Raw genomic sequence first — 21,639 nt, 5'->3', positions numbered from 1 at the left:
CCTCCGAGCTGAGGACGACTGGACAGCATCGCGCAGTACGGCTTGGAGGTCGGGGGTAGTGAACATGAAACTTCATGATCCGTCCATCGGGTGTTCCGGTTAGGGTGCCTGCGATGCAGTGCTGGTGTTGAACGCTCCACCCGTCCGCCCCGATGAGGAGACCCAGTCATGCCAGAGCTCAATCGCCGGAGGTTCCTCCAGCTGGCCGGTGGTACCGCGGCCTTCGCAGCGATGTCGAACAGCATCGAGCAAGCTGCCGCGATCCCGGCCCATCGACGCCACGGGAACATCAAGGACGTCGAGCACATCGTCGTTCTGATGCAGGAAAACCGGTCCTTCGACCACTACTTCGGTTCGCTCAAGGGGGTCCGCGGTTTCGGCGACCCGCGGCCGGTGACGCTGCCGAGCGGCAAGTCGGTCTTCCACCAGACCGGCGGCGGCAAGGAGGTTCTGCCCTTCCACCCCGAGGCCGACGATCTCGGCATGCAGTTCCTGCAGGGCCTCGCGCACAGCTGGCCGGACGGTCACCAGGCGATCAACAGCGGCAAGTACGACCAGTGGGTGCCGGCCAAGACCGCGCCGACGATGGCCTACCTCACCCGTGACGACATCCCCTTCCACTACGCGCTGGCGGACAAGTTCACCATCTGCGACTCGTACCACTGCTCCTTCATCGGCGCCACCGACCCGAACCGGTACTACATGTGGACCGGGTACACCGGCAACGACGGCACGGGCGGCGGCCCGGTGCTCGGCAACGACGAACTCGGCTACGGCTGGACCACCTACCCGGAGCGGCTCGAGCAGGCCGGGGTGTCCTGGAAGATCTACCAGGACATCGGCGACGGCCTGAACGCCGACGGGAGCTGGGGCTGGATCGAGGACGCGTACCGCGGGAACTACGGCGACAACTCGCTGCTGTACTTCAACCAGTACCGCAACGCCTCCCCCGGCAACCCGCTCTACGACAAGGCCCGGACCGGCACGAACGCGAAGGCCGGTGACGGCCTGTTCGACCACCTCCGCGCGGATGTCAAGAGCGGCAACCTCCCGCAGATCTCCTGGATCGCGGCGCCCGAGGCGTTCACCGAGCACTCGAACTTCCCGTCGAACTACGGCGCCTGGTACATCTCGCAGGTGCTCGACGCGCTCACGTCGGACCCGGACGTCTGGAGCAAGACCGCCTTCTTCATCACCTACGACGAGAACGACGGCTTCTTCGACCACGTCGTACCGCCGTACCCGCCGTCGTCGGCGGCACAGGGGCTGTCCACGACCGACGTCGCCCCCGACCTCTACCCGGGTGGACCGCGGTACGCCGCCGGGCCGTACGGCCTCGGTCCGCGGGTGCCGATGCTGGTGGTCTCGCCGTGGAGCACGGGTGGCTACACCTGCTCCGAGGTCTTCGACCACACCTCGATCATCCGGTTCATGGAGCGCCGGTTCGGCGTACACGAGCCGAACATCTCGCCCTGGCGCCGCGCGGTCTGCGGTGACCTGACGTCGGCCTTCGACTTCAGCCGCGAGGAGAACCGCCCCGAGCGCCTGCCCGACACGTCGGCCTACGAGCCGCCGGACAACGAGCGGCACCCGGACTACCGGCCGACGCCTCCCGCGGTCGGGAGCGTGCCGGGCCAGGAACGCGGCGCCCGGCGTACCAGGCCGTTGCCCTACGCACCGACCGTGGACGGCAAGGTGGTTGCCGGTGGCAAGTTCGGCCTGACGTTCCGGTCCGGTACGGCGGCCGGCGGGCAGTTCCTGGTCACCTCCGGGAACCGCTCCGACGGCCCCTGGACCTACACGACCGAGGCCGGCAAGTCGATCTCCGACACCTGGAACACCGCGTACTCCGGCGGCCTGTACGACCTGACCGTGCACGGCCCGAACGGGTTCCTCCGCACCTTCCACGGCAAGCCCGTCGCCGGTCTCGAGGTGACCGCCAAGCACAACGCCCGCAGCGGCGACCTCGACCTGACGATCACCAACAACGGCGACGCCACCACGACGGTCACCATCACGAACACCTACGGCGGCAAGGCCAAGACCCTCAAGCTCCGGGCCGGCAGCCATGCGAAGTACACCGTCGACCTCGCCCACAGCCGCCGCTGGTACGACGTGGTGGTGACCGCCGACGCCTTCCTCCGAAGGCTCGCCGGCCACGTCGAGACCGGCGACCCCGGCCTCAGCGACCCCGCGATCATCACCGACTGACCCGAGAGCCGGACTTCCAGTACATCAATCGACGCTCGGCACCTCCGAGCAGGCGCCCAGCCAGCCGTCCACGAGGCCGGCCGTCGTGCGATTGATGGCCTGGGAGTCCGGCCCTGAACACCTAGAGCAGCGGTCGTGGTTCCGGAGCCTCGGCCGCGATGGTGTCCGCGTCGGGTGACTCGTCGACCTTGATGCGGGTGGTCCAGCGGTTCGCGGGGTCGGGTTGGGGGATGGAGTCGAGCAGCAGGCGGGTGTAGGGGTGACTGGGCTCGTGCATCACCGACGAGACCGGGCCGCGTTCGACGATAACTCCCTTGGTGATCACCATCACCTGGCCGCCCAGGTAGTAGACGGTCGACAGGTCGTGGGTGATGAACAGGGTCGTCATCCGGTGCTCGCGCTGGAAGTCCAGCAGGATGTCCAGGAACATCTTGCGGATCTGGGCGTCCAGCATCGAGACCGGTTCGTCGGCGATCACGAACGCCGGGCGCAGCATGTGGATCCGGGCGAGCATGATCCGCTGCCGCTGCCCGCCGGACAACTGGTGCGGATACCTGCCGAGCACGCGACCCGGATCCAGGCTGACCGCCTTGAGCGACTCCTCGATCAGCGCCTCCCCCGCCGCCCGGGTGGACGCGAGCGAGAACTTCTTCACCGCCTTCCAGAGCACCCGATCGACTCGGTAGAAGGGGTTGAAGATCGAGTACGGGTCCTGGAAGACGGGCTGCACGTTCTTGCGGTACTCGTCGTACCCGGCGCGGTCGAGCTTGAAGATGTCCTTGCCGCCATACGTCACCGTGCCGGCGGTCGGCTTCTGCAGACCCAGCACGTTGCGGGCGATCGTGCTCTTCCCGCTGCCGCTCTGACCGACGAGGCTGACCACCTGCGGCGGGTCGGCCGCCAGCGTGAAACTGGCGTCCTGGACCGCGGTCAGGTAGCCGTCCGGGGTGCCGCGGGCGTGGAACCGTTGCTGAACACCCCGGAGCTCGATCACCTTGTCGTCGGTCATGACGCTCTCCTTCCGACCCGCGGGATCGACTCGATCAACTGCCGCGTGTACTCGTGCCGCGGGTCCTTGAAGACCTGGTGCACGTTCCCGACCTCGACCAGCCGGCCCTCGTACATCACGGCGACCCGGTCGGCCAGTTGCGCGTGCACCCCCATGTCGTGCGAGATGACCATCAGCGTGACGCCGAAGTCGTCCCGCAGGTCCGCGAGGCTCTGCAGGATCACCCGCTGGATCGTCACGTCCAGCGCGGTGGTCGGCTCGTCGGCGATCACCAGGTCGGGTTCGAGCGCGACGCAGATCGCCATCAGCACGCGCTGCTTCATCCCGCCCGACAACTCGTGCGGGTACATCCGGGCCACCCGGGGATCCAGCCCGACCTGCGCGAGCATCCGATGGATCAGCTCGGAGAGCGCTTCCTTGCGTCCTGGCGCGTGCTCCAGGATGACGTCCCTGAACTGATCCTCGACCCGCATCACCGGGTTGAGCGAGCTCTGCGACCCCTGCGGCAGATAGGAGAGAGCGCTCCACCGCAGTACCCGGAGTTCCTCGCCCTGCACCTTCAGCAGGTCGACCGGCGACCTGCCCTTCGGATGGAAGATCGCGGAGCCGGCCGTCACCTTGCCCGGTGGCTTGAGCAACCTGAGCAGCGCAACGGCGAGCGTGCTCTTGCCGCTCCCCGACTCCCCAGCGACCCCGAGGATCTCGCCCCGGCGTACGGACAGGTCGAGGGCTTCCACCGCGCACACGTCGCCGCGGTTCGTCGAGTACGTCACCTCGAGGCCGGACACCTCCAGCACGGTCTGCTCACTCACCGGCCACTCCTCTCAGCCGTGGGTTGTAGACCTCTTCCAACCCGATGTTGATCATGTTGAGCGCGGCGAACAGCAGCGTCAGCAGCACGATCGGTACGACGAACATCGGCCAGGCCCCGAGGGTCAGGGCGCCGGTGTTGATCGCGTTGAAGATGATCTGGCCGAGGTCGATCACGCCACCGGGGCCGAGACCGATCACCTCCAGCCCGACCAGCCCGAAGATCGCGCCGAGCGCCGACGACGCGAACCCGACGCCGATGAACGGCAGCAGGTTCGGCAGCAGTTCGGTGCCGATGATCTCCAGGTCCCGGGCCTTGTTCACCCGGGCCAGGTCGACGTACGGCCGCGAGCGCAGGCTGAGCACCTGCGAACGGATCGTCTTGGCCGCGAACGGCCAGCTGAAGATCGAGATCATCACCCCGACCTGGAACAGGGTGACGTTCTTGGCGTACGCCGACAGCGCGATCAGCAACGGGAACGTCGGGATCACCAGCAGGATCCCGGTGAACGTCGACAGCACCCCGTCGATCCAGCCGCCCTTGTACCCGGCCACGAACGCCACGAGCACACCGACGACGGTCGAGATGATGCCGGCGATCGCGCCGATCTGCAGCGACACCGCCAGTGCACTGACCACCATCGCGAACACGTCCCGGCCGAACTGGTCCGTGCCGAGAAGATGGCCGGGCCCCGGTACCAGCCAGCGTTCGTACGCCGCCAGCTCGAGCGGATCGGTGCTGCCACCGATCGCCTTCACGATCAACGGACTGAGCACGGCCAGCAGCACCATCAGCCCGAGGATCATCAGTCCGATCGCCAGCCGCCGGCTGTGCCGGACCGTTCGCAGCACCGCTTCCAGAAATCTCATCGCGATCACTTCCAGTACTTGACGCGAGGGTCAAGCAACGGGAGCAGGAGGTCGAGGATCAGGACCGCGGTCAGTACCGAGAAGATCGCGATGTTCGTCACCCCGAGGATCGTGTTGAAGTCGAGCTGCTGGATCGCCGTGACGAGCGTCGTCCCGAGACCCGGATAGTTGAACAGCTGCTCGACCAGCACGTTGCCGTTGAAGATGAAGCCGAGCGAGATGCCGAACGCGGTGATCTGCGGCAGGTAGCAGTTCCGCAGCGCGTAGCGGGTCAGGATCCGCCATCCCTTCAGGCCCTTGGCCTCGGCGTACACCAGGTAGTCCTCGCCGAGCACCGGCACCATCAGCATCCGGGTGGACAGGATCCAGCTGAAGGTCCCGATGATCACGATCGACAACCCCGGCAACAGGCCGTACTTCAGTACGCTGCCGATGAAGTCCAGGTTGAGTCCGGGCTCGATCCGGGAGTCGTACGCCGATCTGGCCGGGAGCATCCCGAGTGAGTAGGCGAAGATGTAGACCAGGATCAGCGCGACGAAGAAGTACGGCACGTGTGACAGCGCGATGGACAGGTTGGTCGCGATCGACGATCCGAGCCTGCCGCGCCGCCAGCCGGCGATCGCGCCGATGATGATGCCGAACACCCAGGCCAGGACGGCGGAGATCCCGAGCAGACCGATGGTCCAGGGCAACGCCCGCAGGATCACGTCCTGCGCCGGCGTCGGGTAGTTGATCAACGACGGCCCCAGGTCGCCGTGCAGGACCAGCTTCTCCATGTACTTGAGGTACTGGGAGAAGATGTTGCCGTCGAGGCCGAACTCGTGCTGGTACCGGGCGATGATCTCGGCACTGGCCTGCTGGTTGTAGATGTAGTTCTGCTGCAGGGTCTGGATCAGGGTCTGGATCGGGTCACCCGGCATCAGCCGGAAGAAGAAGAACGCGATGGTGAGCGCGCCCCACAGCTCGACCAGGTAGAGCCCGAACCGGCGGATCGCGTACGCCGCGAGCGGATGCCGCGACAGCCGGGCCCGCACCCCCGTCGAGGGTGCGGAGTCCCGCGGCCTGTCGACAGCTTCGACCGGCGGCGCTTCCGCCGTCACGCCGGTCCTTTCTGCCCGGTGGCCTTGATCTTGGCGAGCACGAAGATGAAATGCGGCCACCAGTTCAGCGGCACCTCGTACAGATCGTCGTCGGTCGGCCAGCCGGTCCAGAACGCCGTGTTGAAGTACGACGGGTAGCCGGTCTGGATCACCGGCAGCAACGGCAGTTGCTGGAAGTAGATCTCCAGCGCCTTGTCGAGCAGCGGCTTGGCCTCCGGGGACTCCGGGTCGAGTTGGGCCAGCTGCGCCGACACCGCGTCGAACTCGGCGTTCCGGAACCGCATCTTGTTCTTCTGGGCGGCGTTCTTGCCGATCGGCTGCGCCTTGCCGCTCTCCCAGTCGGAGTACAGCTGCTCGGGGTCGATGGCGAAGCCGGCCCAGTTCGAGTCGATGTCGTACTCACCGCGCTGGAACTTCTCGTCGTGCACACTGCCGGACAGGCTGCGCAGGGTGGCCGGTACGCCGACCTTCGCGAGGTCCGACTTCAGCACGTTCGCCATCGCGTACTCGGGTCCGTCGACCGGCGAGACCGTGATGATCTCGAGGTTGATCTCCTTGCCCTTGTACGTGCGCTTGCCGGCGGCGTTCTTCGGCGCGATCTCGTCGAGCAGCTCGGTCGCCTTGTCCAGGTTGAACTCGAACTTGTACTTGTTCGCCAGCTCGTCGTTCTTCCACTTGTCGTTGGTCGGGTAGTCCGCCCACGGGTACTGGGCCGGCGGCACCTGGATCGGCCAGATCGACTTGCCGATCTTCTCCCGGTCCAGGCAGTAGTTGATCACCGAGCGCATCTTCGGCTCCGAGACCACGCCCCGGGCCGGGTCGCAGTTCAGCCACATCACCCGCGGGTTCGGGTCGTGGAACTGGGTCGTGACCAGATTCGGGTACCCGGTGTTGCGCAACTGCTTGGCGTGCTGCTCGTCGACCGAGCCGACGTCGAACTCGGCGCGCTCGAACGCCAGCGACGCCTGGTCGAGCTGCTTCGACGTGCTCTGGAAGATCACGTACTGCGGCTTGGGGTCGAGCTTGTCCTTGTTCCAGTAGTTCGGGTCCTTCTCCCAGATGAACATCTTCTGGTTCCGGATCGCCTGCTTCAGCTTGTACGGTCCGGACCGGGCCGGCGGGTTGTCCTTGTACTTCGTCGGGTCCTGCGACTTCCACACGTGCTCGGGCATGAGGTTGATCGGCGCGCCGGCGATCGCGGCGATGAAGTTGTAGTGCAGCCGCGGCGTCGGCTTGAGCAACTTGACCACCGCGGTGTGGTCGTCGGTCACCTCGACGTCCTTCACGAACTCCTTCAAGTCACCGCCGCCGCCGAACAGGTCAGGACGATCCTTCAGCAGCATGACGGTGAACTTGAAGTCGTTCGCGCCCAGCGGCCGGCCGTCGTTCCAGTGCGCCTTGGGGTCGAACTTCATGGTCAGCTCGGTGTGGCTGTCGTTGTACTTGTACTCCGTCGCCAGCCACGGCGTCAGCTTGCCCGTGGCGAAGCTGAGGAAGAACATCGGCTCGGTGCTCAGCTCCACGCCGGCGCCGCCTGGCGTGCCGTTCGGGATCATCCCGTTGAAACTGTCGAAGACCGTGTACTCGACCTGGCCGACGATGACCGTCTGGTCCCGTGGGGTCGGGATGTTGGCCTTGCCGATCTGGATCGACTTGGTCGCGGCGGGTTGGTTGGCGGGCTTGTCGGAGTACGACCCTCCGTTACCGGAACAGGCGGCCAGGAAGGCGGCCAGGCCGGCTGTTCCGCCACCGACCACCAGGCGCCTGCTCAACTGGCGGCTCAACTGGTGGCGGAGGACGTCTGCTACGTCTTCGAACTGTGGGCGCGGCGCATCGGTCACGATGTGGATCCCTTCGGTTCCGAGTCCCCCGCGGGACTCTCCTCACTCGGCGCTTTTTCGCGCCCTCACCCGGCGCTTCCTCGCGCGCCGACCTGTGTGATGGAAGCCACCTCCATTTCACTTGCTCCTCGGCTCTGACTACGGCCCGGAATGTTCCTCGGACTATAAGTAGCGATGACAACGTTGGCAAGACTTTGGCTCCAACGTTGCAATCTGTGCGCCTAACCCGCTGGTCAGTCGATATATCAACCCCTGACAACGCTGCCTTGCTCTCTGTGACGATGGATTCGCCTCTGCCGTCACACGGTCGATCACACGTCCAGCTGGTTGGATCGAGCCAACGCCGCAAGGGGCGGTGGCGTTGCTGGGGGACGCACCAACATCGGTAGGGGGAAACGCATGACGAGCACGGCTGTCGATTTCGAGGCCATCAAGGACAAGCAGCGCGCCGGCTGGGAGACCGGGGACTATCCCCGAGTCGGCAACACGCTGCAGATCATCGCCGAGCTGCTGGTCGAAGCCGCCGACGTCCGCGCGGACCAGAAGGTCCTGGACGTCGCCTGCGGTCAGGGCAACGCCGCGATGGCCGCCGCGCGACGCTTCGCCGACGCGACGGGTGTCGACTACGCGGCCAACCTGCTCGCCCAGGGTCGTGACCGGGCGGCCGCCGAGCATCTGCCGGTCACGTTCCTCGAGGGCGATGCCGAGCAGCTGCCGGTGCCGGACAAGGAGTTCGACCTGGTGCTCAGCACGGTCGGGGTGATGTTCGCACCGAACCACCAGCAGGCCGCGGACGAGCTCGTGCGGGTCACCGCGCCGGGCGGCAAGATCGCGCTGGCCAGCTGGACGCCGGCCGGGATGGTCGGTCAGTTGTTCAAGACGGTGTCGAAGTGGGCACCGCCGCCGGCGGGCGTCCAGCCCGCCACGCTGTGGGGAACCGAGGAACACCTGGCGTCGCTCTTCGGCGACCGGGTCGAGTGGGTCGGCCTGACCAAGCGCGAGTATGTCTTCAGGTACCGCTCGCTCGACCACTTCTCCGAGTGGTTCCGGCAGTTCTACGGCCCGATCACGAAGCTCGCGGGCACCTTGTCCGGTGACGACCTGGCCAAGTTCGCGGCCGATCTCGCCGAGGTGCCGCGCGCGTTCAACAAGGCCGACGACGGCACGGTCGCCGCCCGCGCGGAGTACCTCGAAGCTGTCGGCATCAGGCACTGACGGGTCACACTGAGGAAATTCAGGGGGAGGGTGACCATGGGGACGATCCGGCTGCTGGGACCGCCGACGATCGAGCATGCCGGCAGTCCGGTTCGTCCGCCCCGCGGCCGCAAGGCCTGGGCTCTGCTCGCCTACCTGTTGCTGGCGGATCGCCCACCGAGCCGCAAGAAGCTGGCCGAGTTGCTGTTCGCGGACGCGGACGATCCGTTGGGCGCGTTGCGCTGGACGCTGGCCGAGCTTCGCCGCGCGCTGGACGCGCACGACGTCCTGACCGGGGATCCGGTCGTCGCGACACTCGACGACCGGACGAGCGTGGATGTCTTGCTGGTCACCGCGGAGTCGGCCGATCCGGAGCCGCTGCTGACGTTGGGCGGGGAACTTCTCGAAGGGGTGGAAGTTGCCTCGTGCCCCGAATTCGCCTCGTGGTTGCTGGTGGAGCGGCAGCGGCTCTCTGCCGCGATCGAGGCACGGCTGCGGGAGACGGCGGTCTCGCTGGTCGCCTGCGGGCGGGCGAAGGACGCGATTCCCTATGCGTCGAAGGCAGTGGAGATCAATCCGCTCGAGCAGGGCAACCATGAACTGCTCGTCCGGAGCCTCGCGATCTCAGGCAATCGGCAGGGCGCGCTGCGGCAGATCGCGGTCTGCGAGGACCTGTTCCGGCGAGAGCTCGGGGTGTCTGCTTCTGCCACTCTCAAAGAGGCTTCGTCAGTTGGACCAGGCTCCCTGTCGGGTCCGCCACTGAGTGGCCGAGCCGCCGCGGCAAGCCAGTTGGAGGCCGGCCGGGCGGCGATCGTGGCGGGTGCGGTCGACGCCGGGGTGCAGTGTCTGCGGAGAGCGGTCGCCGAGGCTGATCACTGCCGCGACACCGTCCTCCGAGGTCGCGCTCTCGCCGCTCTCGGCGGTGCCCTCGTCCACGCGATCCGCGGTCATGACGAAGAGGGCGCGATCGTCCTGCACGAAGCGATCCTGGTCGCCGATCAGGCAGGTGACCGGGTCACCTCGGTGACCGCCCATCGCGAGCTGGGCTTCGTGGAGGTCCAGGCCGGCCGACGCGGTACTGCGGCCACCTGGCTGGCGAAAGCCCAGGCGCTGGCCGAGACGGATGAGGAGCAAGCGGCGATCCTCGGAGTACGAGGGATGAACTCTTCGGACGTCGGGGACTACCCGGCCGCACTCGAGGAGCTCACCGAGTCCGCCGAGCTCGCCGGTGGGTGCGGGGATCGCCGCCAGCAAGCGTGGTCCCTGTCGTTGCTGGGGCGGGCACACCTGCTGCGGGCTGAACACAGTCAGGCGAACACGATCGTCCGGGAGTCGCTCGATCTCGTCCGGCAGGAACGCTGGATCGCCTTCCTGCCTTGGCCGCAAGCGCTCAAGGCCGAGCTCGATCTGGTGGCGGGTGACGTCGACGCCGCGGTCGACGGATTCGAGCAGGCGTGGGTGCTGGGCTGCCAGCTCAATGACCCTTGCTGGGAAGGTATGGCGGGTCGCGGGCTCGGCATGCTCAGCGCCGGCCGCGGCGATCACGCGGGCGCGACCGAGTGGCTCGACCAAGCAGCCAGCCGGTCCAGCCGCGAACCCGACCGCTACCAATGGATCCACGCGCACGTGCTCGACGCGGCGATCACGACCGCGCTGGATCGCGACGACGACGTACGGGCCAAGCCGCTGGTGACTCAGCTGGCTGCTTTGGCGGCGCGTTGCGACATGCGGGAGCTCGTGGTTCGGGCCAAGTTGCACCAGGCCAACCTCGGCGATGAGCAGGCCGCCGGCTCCGCCCGGCTCCTTGCCGCCGGCATCGACAATCCCGCCCTCACCGCACTACTTCATTGATCTTGGGAGACACCATGACCACCAGTACCGCTGCGGCGGCCTGGAGGCTGGTCGACGAGGGCTGGGGCCGTCGGGCAGTCGACTTCGCGACTTTGAGCGAGCCCGCGAACTGCCGGGAGTACGTCGCTCTGCACCACCGGCTCGGCGTCACCGATGGCGACAGGTTGCTCGATATCGCTTGTGGGGCAGGGCTTTCGATTGAACTCGCTCGGGCTCGCGGTGCTCGCTGCGCGGGCATCGACGCGGCTCCTCGACTCGTTGCCGTCGCCAAGGACCGGAACCCGGGCTCCGACGTACGGGTGGGCGACATGCACGCGCTGCCCTGGGATGACGGCAGTTTCGACGTCGTCACCAGCTTCCGCGGAGTCTGGGGTACGACGCCGGCCGCGCTGGCCGAGATCTACCGGGTGCTCGCACCGGGTGGCCGCGTCGGACTGAGTGTCTGGGGACATCTCAAGAAGTCCCCTGGGGTGTGGGCACTGCAGCCGTTCCGGCTCGCGTCGACGGCGAAGGTGCAGAACCAGGCGAACATGGTGTCCCTCGGGCGGCCCGGGGTCGGCGAGGAACTGCTCCCGCGGTTCGGATTCGTCGAGGTGGAACGGGTCAGCCTGCCGTTCGCCTGGGAGTTCGCCGATCCCGAGCTTTATGCCCGCGCGCTGGCGTCCACCGGACCGGCGTACGAGGCGATCCAGAACGTAGGAGAGGCCGAGTTCCTGGCGAGAGCGGTTGCTCAGGCTCAGGAGCGGGTGCGCGATGGGCTTCCGCTGCGGGCCGAGCTCGCGGTGACCGCGTATCTGGCACGGAAGGCGGGTAGGTGATGAGCCTGATCGACTGGCCGGAGCCGACCGCCAAGTCCGAGGCGATGTTCGCGGATGACCTCGAGGAGGTGGGGTTCGTGATGAACGCGTCGAGGTTGTGGGCTTATCAGCCGGCGCTGCATGAGGGGATGTTCGAGCTCCTGCGCCAGTTGGTCCACGAGCACGGGTTGAGCTACCGTGAGCGCGGGATCCTCGTCACCGCGTGCGCTTCGGCGCTGGGCGACTCGTACTGTTCCGTTGCCTGGGGCACCAAGCTCGCCGGGGTGGCGAACGAGGATCTGGCGGCCGGTGTACTGCGCGGGGACGACTTCGGTCTGTCCCCCGCCGAACACGCACTCGCCGAGTGGGCCCGGAAGGTGGCTCGTGATCCCAACGGCACTTCGGCTCCGGACGTGCGCGCGCTGCGGGATACCGGGTGGACCGACCGGCAGATCTTCGCGATCACCGCGTTCGTGGCGCTGCGGATCGCGTTCTCCACGATCAACGACGCGCTCGGCGCGCGGCCGGACGCGGAGTACAGGTCGGTCGCTCCGCCCGCGGTCCTCAAGGAGATCACCTACGGTCGTCCGCTCGCCGACTGACCCTGCCGGATCAGTCGGGTGGAGTGGCCGGGTGGTCGAAGGTGGCGTCGATGCGGAGTTCGGAGGCGCGGGCGGGATCGTTGAGGATGGCAAGGATCGCGTGGCGCTGGTCCCAGCGACCGGCTGACCAGGCCAGCGCCTTCGCCAGACCGTTGAAGGTCGCGGCGTGCGGTTCGCCCTCCTCGTCGACCCACCAGGAGACCTCGGCGCCGTCGACGGTCAGCTCCTCGTGCTCCCACCAAACGTCCGGGACCTCAGGCACCAGTTCACGCACGATCTCCGGTACGTCGGCCGCGGTCCCCTCGCCGTCGATCTTGCCTGCGGCAACTTCCTGCGCCATCGGCACGTCGAGCAGATCGCTCAGCCCGTCGGCGACCACCCCGGACGCCACCACGAATCCGCCGAGATCCTCACGCTGCAACCACATCGGCGCATCCGCGACCACCGCGTCACCGGCTGCGACCACGCGGGTCGCTCCCCCGGCGCCGAGCACGCGGACTCGCTCCGGCGTCTGCGCGGGGTACGCCGTCAGCGAGCCGAGCTGGCTCCAGAGACGCAAGATCGCGCTCTCCTCGACCACCCGCTCCGGATCCGCGAGCCGTTCGAGCAGCAGCCCGACTCCTTCGGAATCGAGGTCGCCGACCTCCTTGACGAGACCCACTGCCGTGCGAACGGCCGGGTCCAGCCGTGCGCTCCACTCCGGCGCCCGGTCGAGGAAGTTTGCGAGCACGGGATCAGCCTCGGGATCCGCCCGACCAGCCAGCGGTTCACCGTCCGGCAGCAGAACGCGCTCTCTGATCCACCACGCCGTGTACGACGGAGCGCCGTGCGGCCGGTCGTCCGGGCCGACCACGCGCACCGGTTCGACCAGAGCGCGACGCAGTTCCGGGGACGAGCCGAGGATCTCGAGCACTCGCGGCCAGGCATCGTCGACGATCCAGTCGAGGTCGCGTACGGCCGCCACTTCCCCCACGGTCGCGCCGAACCGTGACCCGTCCGGCGCCACGTCGTACGCCCAGTCCTGGATCCCGTCCAGGTCCGCCATGGCCTCTGGCAACTCGTCGAGCGCGACGTCGGAGGCCGACACCGTTCCCAGCGAGCGCAGTACACCGACAGCCTCGAGCGCGGGGATGCCGAACCGGTCGACGATCGCGCGATCGATCGGCGCAACCTCCTCCTCGTCGAGCACAGACTCGGCGTCCGACCCGGGAATCACCAGCGCGTTCGCTGGGACCAGCTCGCCGTCGGCGTCGCGCAGTACGAGGTCTGAGAGCCACCACAGGCCGTCGGCATGGGAAGGGTCGGCGGCGACCACGGCCAGGACAGCTTCGGCGATCGCGTCCGGGTCGTCGGCCTCGCCGGAATGCTCGACCGCGGTCCGAACCGCGCTGTCATCGAGCAACGCCCGCGGGGACATGGAGAGCGCTCCCAGCCTCTCCAGCGACGGGTGCACCGCATCCGGATGCACGACCCGTACGCCGTATTCGCCGAAGGTCGCCAGTACTCCGGGCGGCAGTTCGTGGCCGGGCAGGAGCAGGCCACGGACTCCACGGACGAGTCGGCCGTCCGCCAACGGGACGGGCAGAGTACCGAGAGCCTCACGGAGCAAGGGATCCATGACCATGGCTGAGAGCGCGGCATAGACCCCACGCCACCACTCGGGCGATTCGGCTTCTGCGACGGTGCCGAGCTGATCGACCAGGTCCGCAAGCTCGAGGCGACGGACGGCCAAAGCGTCCAGGGCGGTCCGGTCTTGACGGGCCGACCTGACCAGGCCTCCGACGATCGGGGCGAGAACGGTGTTGAACGCATCGTCGGAGCCTTCGACCACCACGGCGTCGCGCGGCTTGAGCAGCGTGCCGTCCTCGACGGCGGGCAGCAGCGGAGTATTGGGGAGCTCGGTCAGGATCAGCTCGCGGAGAGCCCGGTCGAGTGCACCAGCGGCGAGGCCGGTGGGAACCAGTGGGAGGACATCGGCACCGTCTTCGGCGCGGGTGCGCAGGAGCTCGGCATAGGCGGACGCGGCCTCCTGGACGAGCCGGTCGGTCAGCGGACCCTGGGCGACGTGCCGGCGCGAGGGGTCGAGCGGGAAAGTTGCCAACAGCAACGCCGGCAGCGACAGCGGTTCATCGGTGGGCGTCGGCGCGTGGACGGTCCGCGGCGGTTGAGTGTCGGCGTCCCGCGGGAGCGCCCAGAGCACCGACCAGAACGGCCGGGAGCGTTCCTCGGTCGGGCGGTCCGCGAGCAAGCGCTCTCTGTCGTTCTCGTCGAGGATCCCGGCGGCCCGCTGCACGTACCACCGCGACTCCGCGTCCGTGAGAGCGCGAACCGAACCGTCCACCTCGATCTCGATCCGGTCGAGACCGGGCAGTGCGAGCAGCAGCGCGTCATCCGCCTCGTCGAGCAACCGCCGGACCAGCTCCGCGGCGGCCTCATCGCGCAGCGGCAGGATCACCGCGGTGTCGTAGCCCTCCGGCGGCTCGCCGTCCGCCGTGAACGGGAGGCGCAGTACGGGCACTTGGCCGTCGCGACGGCGGAGTTCCGTCTCGAGGCCAGGCGATTGCCGGCCGGCTTCGGTAACGGAAGCGGCGGTGTCGGCGCGCGAGAACCGGACGCCACCGGTGCGGGACAGGATGACCGGCTCGTCGGTCACCGCCAGCACGGCCGAGAACCCGACCCCGAACCGCCCGACAGCGCTCTCCGCGTCGTCCCGCTTGGCCGACGCCCGCAAGGTGGCCAGCGACTCGACCCCCTCGGCCGACAACGGCGTACCGGTGTTCGCGACGACGAGCGTGCCGTCCCGGAACGAGAACCGCACCCGCCCGGGCACGCCGGCCCGCGCGGCCGCATCCGCCGCGTTCTGGGCGAGCTCGACCACCACCCGGTCCAGATATCCACCGAGCGCCAGATCCTCCTCGGCGTTGGCATCCTCCCGGAACCGAACAGGCGCCGCCACCCACCCGGCCAGCACTCGCTCCCGAATCCCACCACTCCCAAACACATCAGTCACCCCGCGAGTATGCCGTCCCCGCCCGGTGAGCTGACGACAGGCCGCCGAGGCCGGTCAGCCGGCCCGCGAACGCCACGTATGGAGGTGCCGTTCTCGTCAGGGTCGTTCGGCTGTGAAGGTCGTTCGGCTGTGAGGGGCGTTCGCTCATCGTGGTGGGGCGGGATAGGTTCTGTTCGGTGATCTCACCTGGCAGTGTCTATGTCGCGATGGGCAGTTCGTTTGCGGCGGGTCCCGGCATCAAGCCGTTGGTCGACAAGGCCGCCGGGCGTTCGGAGCGGAACTACGCGCATCTGGTGGCCGCGGCGCTCGACCTGCGGTTGGTGGATGTCACGTACTCCGGCGCGACGACGGCGAACCTCCTGTCCGAGCCGCAGAACGGGGCCGCTCCACAGATCGAGGCAGTCGCGCCCGAGACCCGGCTGGTCACCATCACTGCCGGGGGCAACGATCTCGAGTACATCGGCACCTTCCTTCGCGGCAGCATGATGAACACCCTCGCCAAGCCGGCAATGCTGCTGGGCCGCCGCGTCGCCAACCGGATCCGGGCGCGGGTCAGCTATCTCAAGGCGCAGTCGGAGTACGACGCGGCTGCCGCCTCGCTGACGGAGGTCGTGACGAAGGTCCAGGAACGCGCTCCTCAGAGCCGGATCCTGCTGGTCGACTACCTGACGCTGGTGGGGCCGGCTACTCGGCCGCGGCTCGACGTACCGCTGAACGAGGAGCAACTCCCGAGCATCGGCTTCATCGCGGACGGGCTAGCTCAGGCCTTCGCGACCGCCGCCGAGAAGACCGGCGCTGACCTGATCGCCGCATCGGCCGCGAGCAGGGAGCACGCGATCGGTTCGGTTGAACCGTGGACCACCGGATTCGCCCTGCGCCCAGGCGCAGCGCCGTACCATCCGAACGCAGCCGGAATGGCTGCCGTCGCCGACCTGATCCTGCAGAAACTCCGCTCCGAGTAGGACCGCCAGGGAGCGCTCTCCGCGGGCTCCAGTTCAATCTCACGGAGGCGCGCCGCCCACCTCGCCGGCGTACGGGCGTAGCGAGGTAGGGGCGCTCGACTAGGTGAGTGGTCAGGCGGGGGCCACGCCTTCGGGGTGGATTTCTACGGCCTGGTTGACCGGGCGACCGCCGGGGCCGGGGGTGCGGGAGATGTGTTCGGCCAGTTCCAGGACGCGCGCCTCCGAGGCGACGTCGACGACCCAGTAGCCGGCCAACACCTCCTTCGTCTCGCCGAAGGGGCCGTCGGTGATGATCGGCTCGCCATCCTCCTGGGCCTGCAGGGTCTTCATCTGGTCAGGGCCGGCCAGGCCGCGCGTCTCGACCAGTTCGCCGGAGTCTCTCAGGTCCTGGTCCAGCTCGTGCATGTACTTGACCATCACCTCGAGGTCCTGCTGCGACCAGGTCTTCGGCATGTCGTCCCAGCCCTGCTTGTTCGCGTGCATCAGCAGCATGTACTTCATCGATCCCGCTCCCTCTGATCCGTCGTTACGACTCCATACCGGGGTCGCCTATCAGCAACGTCGGAGCCGCCTTCCCGATCTCGACACGGCCCACCCAACCACCAGATCTGAACTACAGCCACTGCTGACGAGAGGCCTGTACTCCGAGCTGGAAGCGGGTCTGGGCGCCCAGGGTCTCCTGCAGGCGGCTGATCCGGCGGGCGATGGTCCGTTCGCTGACTCCGAACTCGCGGGCGATCGACTCGTCGGTCAGCCCCGCGCTCAAGTAGGTCAGCAACCGCTTCGTCTCCAGCGAGGGCGCACCCGTCATGTCGCTCGGCTCGGTCCCGCTGGTGATCGGGACCGCCATCCGCCAGAACGCGTCGAACACCCCGACAAGTCCGGTCAGGAATGGCGAGTGGTGCACCACCATCGCCGCGGTACTGGTGATCCCGCCGACCGTCGTCCGCGCGGAGAGCAAGGCCCAGCGGTCGTCGACGATGGTCAGGTTCAGCGGCACCTGCGGGAAGACCCGCGCCTGCTCCCCCGCGTCGACGCACAGCTGCACCATCCGCAGCGCCTCCGAATGCTGGAGCACCTGGGTGCCGTAGATGACCTCGTACGTCACGCCGCGGCCGAGTGCGTCGAACAAGCCGTCCACGATCCGGTGCTGCGTCGACGCCTGATTGCCCACGGTCATCGCCCGCACCCGCTCACGGGCATCGACCTGCACGTTGCCGAGCACCGACCACGCCGCCTCTGCCGACGGCAGCAACTCGACGTACGTCTGCTGTCCGATGCCTGCTGTCCACAGCTCGGAGAGCAAGGCAGCGCTCTCCCGGGCGAGATCGGCCTCCTTCGTATGCCGCTGGGCGAGTGCCTCCATCGCGAGATGCGGAGGATGCGGCAGCACCTTGCCGTCGGACCGCTCGATCAGACCGACCGCGGCCAGCTCGTCCAACGGCCCGTCGACCGACCCCGCCGTACCGTCAGCGACCTCCTCGACACTCAGCGCTCCGCGCGCCATCAGGTCGACGTAGATCGCCTCGGCCTCGGCGGAGATGCCCAGCGCGCGGAGTTGGTGCATGGCACCTGTGTATCAGCTATCAGGCGTGTGAACGTACGGCGTAGTGGTGGTGACCGCGACGAATCCCAGGCGCTGGAGGATCGGCGAACTGTCGTCGGATGCGTCCACCTGGAGGTACCGGTAGCCGAGTTCCACGGCCCGCGCGGCGCGGACCGCGACGAGTGCTTTGTAGATGCCCTTGCCCCGCCACTCGGCGAGGGCGGACCCGCCCCACAGGCCGGTGAAGTCGGTGTTCTTCTTGTAGACCGCCCAGGCGGCCGAGACCACCTCGCCGTCCGCCTCCGCCACGAAGATGTCGGTCAGCCCGGTGGCCTGCCGGCGTACGAGGTCGTCGGCGAGCCAGGACCAGTCCTGGTGCCAGACGGTCGACTCCATCGCGGCGATGCGCTCGAAGTCGACTCGCTCGGTGGTTCGGCGGATGGTGACGCCTTCCACGGAGTCGCGACCGCTCAGGCGCTCCACGACGTGAGCGCTCTCCGCGATCACGACCGTTTCCCGCTCCTCCGGCACGAAGCCGGCCGCGACCAGCCGTTCGATCAGATCAGCCGGTTGGTCGTGTCCCCGTGTCTTCCACTCGACGGGCTCGCCCTTGGCGGCGAAGTAGTCCCGCTGGCGAGCGATCAGCGCGTCCAGCTCAGCCCCGTCGATCCCCTCGAGAGAGCGATAGCTGACGAACCCGCGCCCTGGGTACTCCACCCGGATCAGCGGTCCATCGGTACTCGTCGGCACGTCCGCGGCTTCACTCCCGCCACGGAGCTGCTCGTCGTACGCCGCGAGCAGGACAGCTACCTGGTCATCACTCGTTTGTTCAGTCACCAGAGGACTGTGCCACGAGCCGGGGGCGACCGGCTCCCTGCTGCGCCGGTAGTGCGCGGCGGCTGAGCTTCCGCCGGAGAGCGCGCAACGGGTGACGCCTCGGCCGCTCGAACGGCAGGTCCCCAGCCACGGACCGACGGGTGTCGTCGGCGACGATCTTGCTGTTCACGATCACACTCAGCGCTTCCATGACTCCGCACTCCTCCCTGTGGGCGCCTCCCTCTCGGGCGCTTTCACAGGTACGTCGGAGCCGGCTCGCTTGCCTTTACATTTTCTGGGCTACGAATTTCAGCGAGGCTGCTGCGGCTGTCAGCGAGGCCCTGGTTCGGTCGCCAACATCAGACCGCGGAGGAGGGTGATGAGGCTGTCCTGGTCGGTGGTCGAGAGTTGGCCGACCAGGTCGACCTCTACTTGGGTGATGTCGCCGAGTGCTTGCTGCCAGAGCTCGAGTCCTGATGGCGTGAGCGTGGCGACGACCTTGCGCCGGTCGTCGCGATCGTGGTGGCGTTCCACGTAGCCGTGGCGCTCGAGAGCGTCGACGCGGTTCGTCATCGCAGCTGGTGAGAGGCCGAGCTGAGTTGCCAGCTGCCCGGGCGTGGCCTGGTACGGCGCTCCGCCCCGCCGCAACATGTGCAACGTCTTGAACTCCCACCACTGCAGCCCATGCTCAGCCAGTACTGCGTCCCGCCGGCGGTCGAGGTACTTCGCCAGCGCCTGCAGGCGGGTCGCGATCCCTTCCACCCGGAGATCCATCCCGGGGAGCTCCTGGGCCCAGAGCTCGACGTGCGCGTCGATCGAGTCCTTCACGCACTGGATTATTCAGCGGCTGAAGGTTTGTTGTCAAAAGTTTCGATGTCGAAATACTCTGCAGCTCTCCAAGTCGTCAGTGATTCTCCGAGTCGAAAGTGAGGCCAGACCGATGGCAGAGATCGCGCTCTCCCCCGTACTCGAGTCCAGCACCGCCCTGATGCGAGCAGGCAGGTGGAGCACGGCAACCACCTTGCTGCAGGCCGTCACCCCGGCCACTCCCGCCGAACGCCTGGCGATCGCCGCCGCTCTCGCCGAAGTCGCCGTCGACCAGGACTTCGCCCAGCAGACCACCAACGCCGACCACGCCCTCGCAGTACTAGAGGAAGCGCTCGCTGGATCTCCCGACGCGATCTTCGGCTGGGATCTCGACTTCCTCCGCCTCCGGGAGGACTACGGGACGGCGCTGCTCACCGGCGGCGAGGAAGTCCAGTCCGGGACAGATGACCGCGTTCCCGCCGAAGACCTCGCGAAGCGCGCGGACGCCGAAGCTCCCGCGAAGCGCGCTGACGCCGAAGCCCTAGCGAAGCGCGTCGAGCAACTTCGCGATACCGCACCCGACGACGCGCGCGCCGGGCACGCCGCCTTCTATGCAGGCGTGATCGCCGACAACCTCCGTGAGCTCCCCGCCGACGCCTTCGCCGCCTACACCTCCGCACTCGTTCTCGGCGAGCGATCCGGCGACGACCTCCTCGTCTCGCTGGCCCTTCGCCACCTGGGCGACCACGCCCACACCGCCGGCAACCTCTCCCTCGCCCGCACCCAGTGGGAACGCTCCACCGAACTCCGCCAGAAGGTCGGCCACCTCCTAGGCACCCTCGCGCAGCAAACCCTCCTCGCAGTACTTGCGAAGGACGAAGGCAACCCCTCCGCCTCCGCAGCCCTCGCCACCGAGGTCAACCGCTGGTCCCGCCAGGCCGCTCTCCCCTGGCTGGAAGCTCAATCCGCCGGGCTGATGAAGGAAACTGTCGGCTGACGATGCCAGACTCACCCGGGTGCTGAGTGAGGATCGCATCCGGGTATCCGCCGAGGTCGAGTTGTTCGTCGCCCGCTCCCCCGGTCCGCGCGACCGCACTCTGCTGGTGATCCACGGCGGCCCTTGCTGGGACCACACCTACCTCCGCGAACCACTCATCCGCCTGGCGCCTCATCACCAACTCGTCTTCCCGGACCTCCGCGGCTGCGGCCGCTCCACTGGCGGCCTCGGCTCCGACCGCTACACCCCGGACCTGGTCATCGACGACCTCGTCGGCCTGCTCGACCACCTGGAACTCGAGCAGGCCGACGTCCTCGGCTTCTCGTACGGCGGGATGATTGCGCAACGCCTCGCGCTGAAGACCGGCCGGGTACGGCGACTGATCGTTGCCTCCAGCAGCGTCCTGCCGGTCCCAGCCGACGCCTTCTCAGGCTGGGCGGAACGCGACGCCCGCAACCTGGAGGCTGCCGCCCTGCTCCCCGCCGATCTTCAAGGCCCAGACCGCAATCGCGCCGAGGCGGTCGCGGGCGCTCGCACTGGCGTGTGGAGGGACGATGTCGTGGACGACTACCTCGAGCGGATCGACCAGGTCCACTTCACCGACGACTGGGACGCTCCATATCTGGCCGGCATCCTCCCCTCGCCGCGCTACCCCGACGCCCCCGAGCGCTTCGCCACCCTCGGCCTGCCGATGCTCCTCCTCCACGGCCGCCAGGACATGACCTTCCCAGCCCACCTCACCGACCAGGCCGCAGCTCTCATCCCCACCGCAACCCCGGTCATCCTCGAAGAGGCCGGCCACATGGCCCACATCGATCAACCAGAACTCTGGCTCCAGGCCGTCGAGAGCTTCCTCGAGCCCTGACCAGCCAGCAGGTTCAACCCCCGGCCCGCACCGTGACCGCGGCGCTCAGGCGGATTCTCGAGGGACGAGGTGGGGTCGAAACAAGCGCGGGTGGTTGCTTCCGCACCAGCGCAGGTGGCGTCCAGTAACAGCTGCGGTGGTTGCTCCGGCATCAGTGCGGGTGGCCGCCTCCGGCAACAGCTGGAGTGGTTGCTTCCGGCATCAGTGGAGGTGGTTGCGTCCCCGGGCTGCGTGATGGTGCTAGTCGGGCCGGTGTGCGTCAAGAGCGCCTTCGGCGTCCCTGCGGGATCGGAACAAGTTCCGACTCTTGATGCGATGAAGGAGCGGGGCCTCCGCTCCTCGTGGGTTCCC

19 protein-coding genes are annotated in these 21,639 nt (G+C 67.8%); 8 read left to right on the top strand and 11 right to left on the bottom strand.

All coding sequences use genetic code 11. The features are described from left to right. Positions 1–168 precede the first annotated feature (168 nt). Positions 169–2,211, top strand: a complete 2,043-nt coding sequence (locus ACFPJ1_RS41730) for a phosphocholine-specific phospholipase C (protein WP_380111953.1) — start codon at positions 169–171, stop codon at positions 2,209–2,211. A gap of 121 nt (positions 2,212–2,332) precedes the next feature. Here the strand turns inward: ACFPJ1_RS41730 and ACFPJ1_RS41725 are convergent, their stop codons facing one another. From ACFPJ1_RS41725 to ACFPJ1_RS41705, 5 genes are read right to left on the bottom strand one after another with little or no spacing between them, the layout of a single operon-like run. Then, positions 2,333–3,220 (bottom strand): ABC transporter ATP-binding protein, encoded by an 888-nt coding sequence (locus ACFPJ1_RS41725; RefSeq protein ID WP_380111952.1) that lies wholly within the window; start codon positions 3,218–3,220, stop codon positions 2,333–2,335. Beyond that, positions 3,217–4,032 (bottom strand): ABC transporter ATP-binding protein, encoded by an 816-nt coding sequence (locus ACFPJ1_RS41720; protein WP_380111951.1) that lies wholly within the window; start codon positions 4,030–4,032, stop codon positions 3,217–3,219. The genes ACFPJ1_RS41725 and ACFPJ1_RS41720 overlap by 4 nt, the downstream gene beginning before the upstream one ends. Continuing rightward, entirely contained in the window at positions 4,025–4,900 is an 876-nt protein-coding gene (locus ACFPJ1_RS41715; RefSeq protein ID WP_380111950.1) for an ABC transporter permease, read from the bottom strand. Before ACFPJ1_RS41715 ends, ACFPJ1_RS41720 begins: the two co-directional genes overlap by 8 nt. Positions 4,901–4,905: 5 nt before the next feature. Next, a complete protein-coding gene (locus ACFPJ1_RS41710) occupies positions 4,906–6,000 on the bottom strand; it encodes an ABC transporter permease (protein ID WP_380111949.1) in 1,095 nt (364 codons plus the stop codon). Beyond that, positions 5,997–7,841: an ABC transporter substrate-binding protein gene (locus ACFPJ1_RS41705; RefSeq protein ID WP_380111948.1), complete on the bottom strand. Its 1,845-nt coding sequence runs from the start codon at positions 7,839–7,841 to the stop codon at positions 5,997–5,999. The genes ACFPJ1_RS41710 and ACFPJ1_RS41705 overlap by 4 nt, the downstream gene beginning before the upstream one ends. A 399-nt stretch (positions 7,842–8,240) precedes the next feature. Between ACFPJ1_RS41705 and ACFPJ1_RS41700 the strand changes: the two genes are divergently transcribed. From ACFPJ1_RS41700 to ACFPJ1_RS41685, 4 genes are read left to right on the top strand one after another with little or no spacing between them, the layout of a single operon-like run. Continuing rightward, a complete protein-coding gene (locus tag ACFPJ1_RS41700; RefSeq protein ID WP_380111947.1) occupies positions 8,241–9,056 on the top strand; it encodes a class I SAM-dependent methyltransferase in 816 nt (271 codons plus the stop codon). A gap of 36 nt (positions 9,057–9,092) precedes the next feature. After that, entirely contained in the window at positions 9,093–10,886 is a 1,794-nt protein-coding gene (locus ACFPJ1_RS41695; RefSeq protein WP_380111946.1) for a BTAD domain-containing putative transcriptional regulator, read from the top strand. A 14-nt stretch (positions 10,887–10,900) separates the two neighbouring features. Continuing rightward, positions 10,901–11,704 (top strand): class I SAM-dependent methyltransferase, encoded by an 804-nt coding sequence (locus ACFPJ1_RS41690; protein WP_380111945.1) that lies wholly within the window; start codon positions 10,901–10,903, stop codon positions 11,702–11,704. Further along, the gene (locus tag ACFPJ1_RS41685; RefSeq protein WP_380111944.1) at positions 11,704–12,285 is read left to right on the top strand and encodes a carboxymuconolactone decarboxylase family protein; all 582 of its coding nucleotides are present in this window, start codon (positions 11,704–11,706) and stop codon (positions 12,283–12,285) included. The genes ACFPJ1_RS41690 and ACFPJ1_RS41685 overlap by 1 nt, the downstream gene beginning before the upstream one ends. A gap of 10 nt (positions 12,286–12,295) precedes the next feature. Here ACFPJ1_RS41685 and ACFPJ1_RS41680 read toward each other — a convergent pair whose 3' ends face one another. Next, positions 12,296–15,295 (bottom strand): sacsin N-terminal ATP-binding-like domain-containing protein, encoded by a 3,000-nt coding sequence (locus ACFPJ1_RS41680; RefSeq protein WP_380111943.1) that lies wholly within the window; start codon positions 15,293–15,295, stop codon positions 12,296–12,298. Positions 15,296–15,471: 176 nt separating this feature from the next. Between ACFPJ1_RS41680 and ACFPJ1_RS41675 the strand changes: the two genes are divergently transcribed. After that, positions 15,472–16,257, top strand: a complete 786-nt coding sequence (locus ACFPJ1_RS41675) for an SGNH/GDSL hydrolase family protein (RefSeq protein ID WP_380111942.1) — start codon at positions 15,472–15,474, stop codon at positions 16,255–16,257. A gap of 111 nt (positions 16,258–16,368) precedes the next feature. Here ACFPJ1_RS41675 and ACFPJ1_RS41670 read toward each other — a convergent pair whose 3' ends face one another. From ACFPJ1_RS41670 to ACFPJ1_RS41650, 5 genes are all read right to left on the bottom strand, one after another. Then, positions 16,369–16,758, bottom strand: a complete 390-nt coding sequence (locus tag ACFPJ1_RS41670; protein WP_380111941.1) for a YciI family protein — start codon at positions 16,756–16,758, stop codon at positions 16,369–16,371. A 112-nt stretch (positions 16,759–16,870) separates the two neighbouring features. After that, positions 16,871–17,824, bottom strand: a complete 954-nt coding sequence (locus ACFPJ1_RS41665; protein WP_380111939.1) for a hypothetical protein — start codon at positions 17,822–17,824, stop codon at positions 16,871–16,873. A 12-nt stretch (positions 17,825–17,836) separates the two neighbouring features. Next, positions 17,837–18,640, bottom strand: coding sequence for a GNAT family N-acetyltransferase (locus ACFPJ1_RS41660; RefSeq protein WP_380111938.1), 804 nt, complete (start codon positions 18,638–18,640; stop codon positions 17,837–17,839). Next, positions 18,633–18,830, bottom strand: coding sequence for a hypothetical protein (locus ACFPJ1_RS41655; RefSeq protein ID WP_380111937.1), 198 nt, complete (start codon positions 18,828–18,830; stop codon positions 18,633–18,635). Before ACFPJ1_RS41655 ends, ACFPJ1_RS41660 begins: the two co-directional genes overlap by 8 nt. Positions 18,831–18,949: 119 nt before the next feature. Then, positions 18,950–19,447: a MarR family winged helix-turn-helix transcriptional regulator gene (locus ACFPJ1_RS41650; RefSeq protein WP_380111936.1), complete on the bottom strand. Its 498-nt coding sequence runs from the start codon at positions 19,445–19,447 to the stop codon at positions 18,950–18,952. 112 nt (positions 19,448–19,559) lie between these two features. On the opposite strand from ACFPJ1_RS41650, the gene ACFPJ1_RS41645 reads away from it, so the two are divergent. Next, entirely contained in the window at positions 19,560–20,423 is an 864-nt protein-coding gene (locus tag ACFPJ1_RS41645; RefSeq protein ID WP_380111935.1) for a hypothetical protein, read from the top strand. A gap of 19 nt (positions 20,424–20,442) precedes the next feature. Then, complete coding sequence (locus ACFPJ1_RS41640) at positions 20,443–21,288, top strand: alpha/beta fold hydrolase (protein WP_380111934.1); 846 nt, start codon at positions 20,443–20,445, stop codon at positions 21,286–21,288. Positions 21,289–21,639: the final 351 nt, after the last annotated feature.

This window comes from Kribbella qitaiheensis (genome assembly GCF_042657745.1).
GTDB classification, from domain to species: Bacteria; Actinomycetota; Actinomycetes; order Propionibacteriales; family Kribbellaceae; genus Kribbella; species Kribbella qitaiheensis.
The sequence above is the reverse complement of the archived record's forward strand: the minus strand, read 5'-3'. Positions and strand labels throughout refer to the sequence as shown.

What these genes read in the sequence shown, in the direction of transcription:
- ACFPJ1_RS41645 (WP_380111935.1), top strand. Translation starts at nt 19,560, where the DNA reads ATGGCAGAGATCGCGCTCTCCCCCGTACTCGAGTCCAGCACCGCCCTG.
- ACFPJ1_RS41730 (WP_380111953.1), top strand. Translation starts at nt 169, where the DNA reads ATGCCAGAGCTCAATCGCCGGAGGTTCCTCCAGCTGGCCGGTGGTACC.
- ACFPJ1_RS41665 (WP_380111939.1), bottom strand. Translation starts at nt 17,824, where the DNA reads ATGCACCAACTCCGCGCGCTGGGCATCTCCGCCGAGGCCGAGGCGATC.
- ACFPJ1_RS41655 (WP_380111937.1), bottom strand. Translation starts at nt 18,830, where the DNA reads ATGGAAGCGCTGAGTGTGATCGTGAACAGCAAGATCGTCGCCGACGAC.
- ACFPJ1_RS41690 (WP_380111945.1), top strand. Translation starts at nt 10,901, where the DNA reads ATGACCACCAGTACCGCTGCGGCGGCCTGGAGGCTGGTCGACGAGGGC.
- ACFPJ1_RS41685 (WP_380111944.1), top strand. Translation starts at nt 11,704, where the DNA reads ATGAGCCTGATCGACTGGCCGGAGCCGACCGCCAAGTCCGAGGCGATG.
- ACFPJ1_RS41700 (WP_380111947.1), top strand. Translation starts at nt 8,241, where the DNA reads ATGACGAGCACGGCTGTCGATTTCGAGGCCATCAAGGACAAGCAGCGC.
- ACFPJ1_RS41670 (WP_380111941.1), bottom strand. Translation starts at nt 16,758, where the DNA reads ATGAAGTACATGCTGCTGATGCACGCGAACAAGCAGGGCTGGGACGAC.
- ACFPJ1_RS41715 (WP_380111950.1), bottom strand. Translation starts at nt 4,900, where the DNA reads ATGAGATTTCTGGAAGCGGTGCTGCGAACGGTCCGGCACAGCCGGCGG.
- ACFPJ1_RS41695 (WP_380111946.1), top strand. Translation starts at nt 9,093, where the DNA reads ATGGGGACGATCCGGCTGCTGGGACCGCCGACGATCGAGCATGCCGGC.
- ACFPJ1_RS41725 (WP_380111952.1), bottom strand. Translation starts at nt 3,220, where the DNA reads ATGACCGACGACAAGGTGATCGAGCTCCGGGGTGTTCAGCAACGGTTC.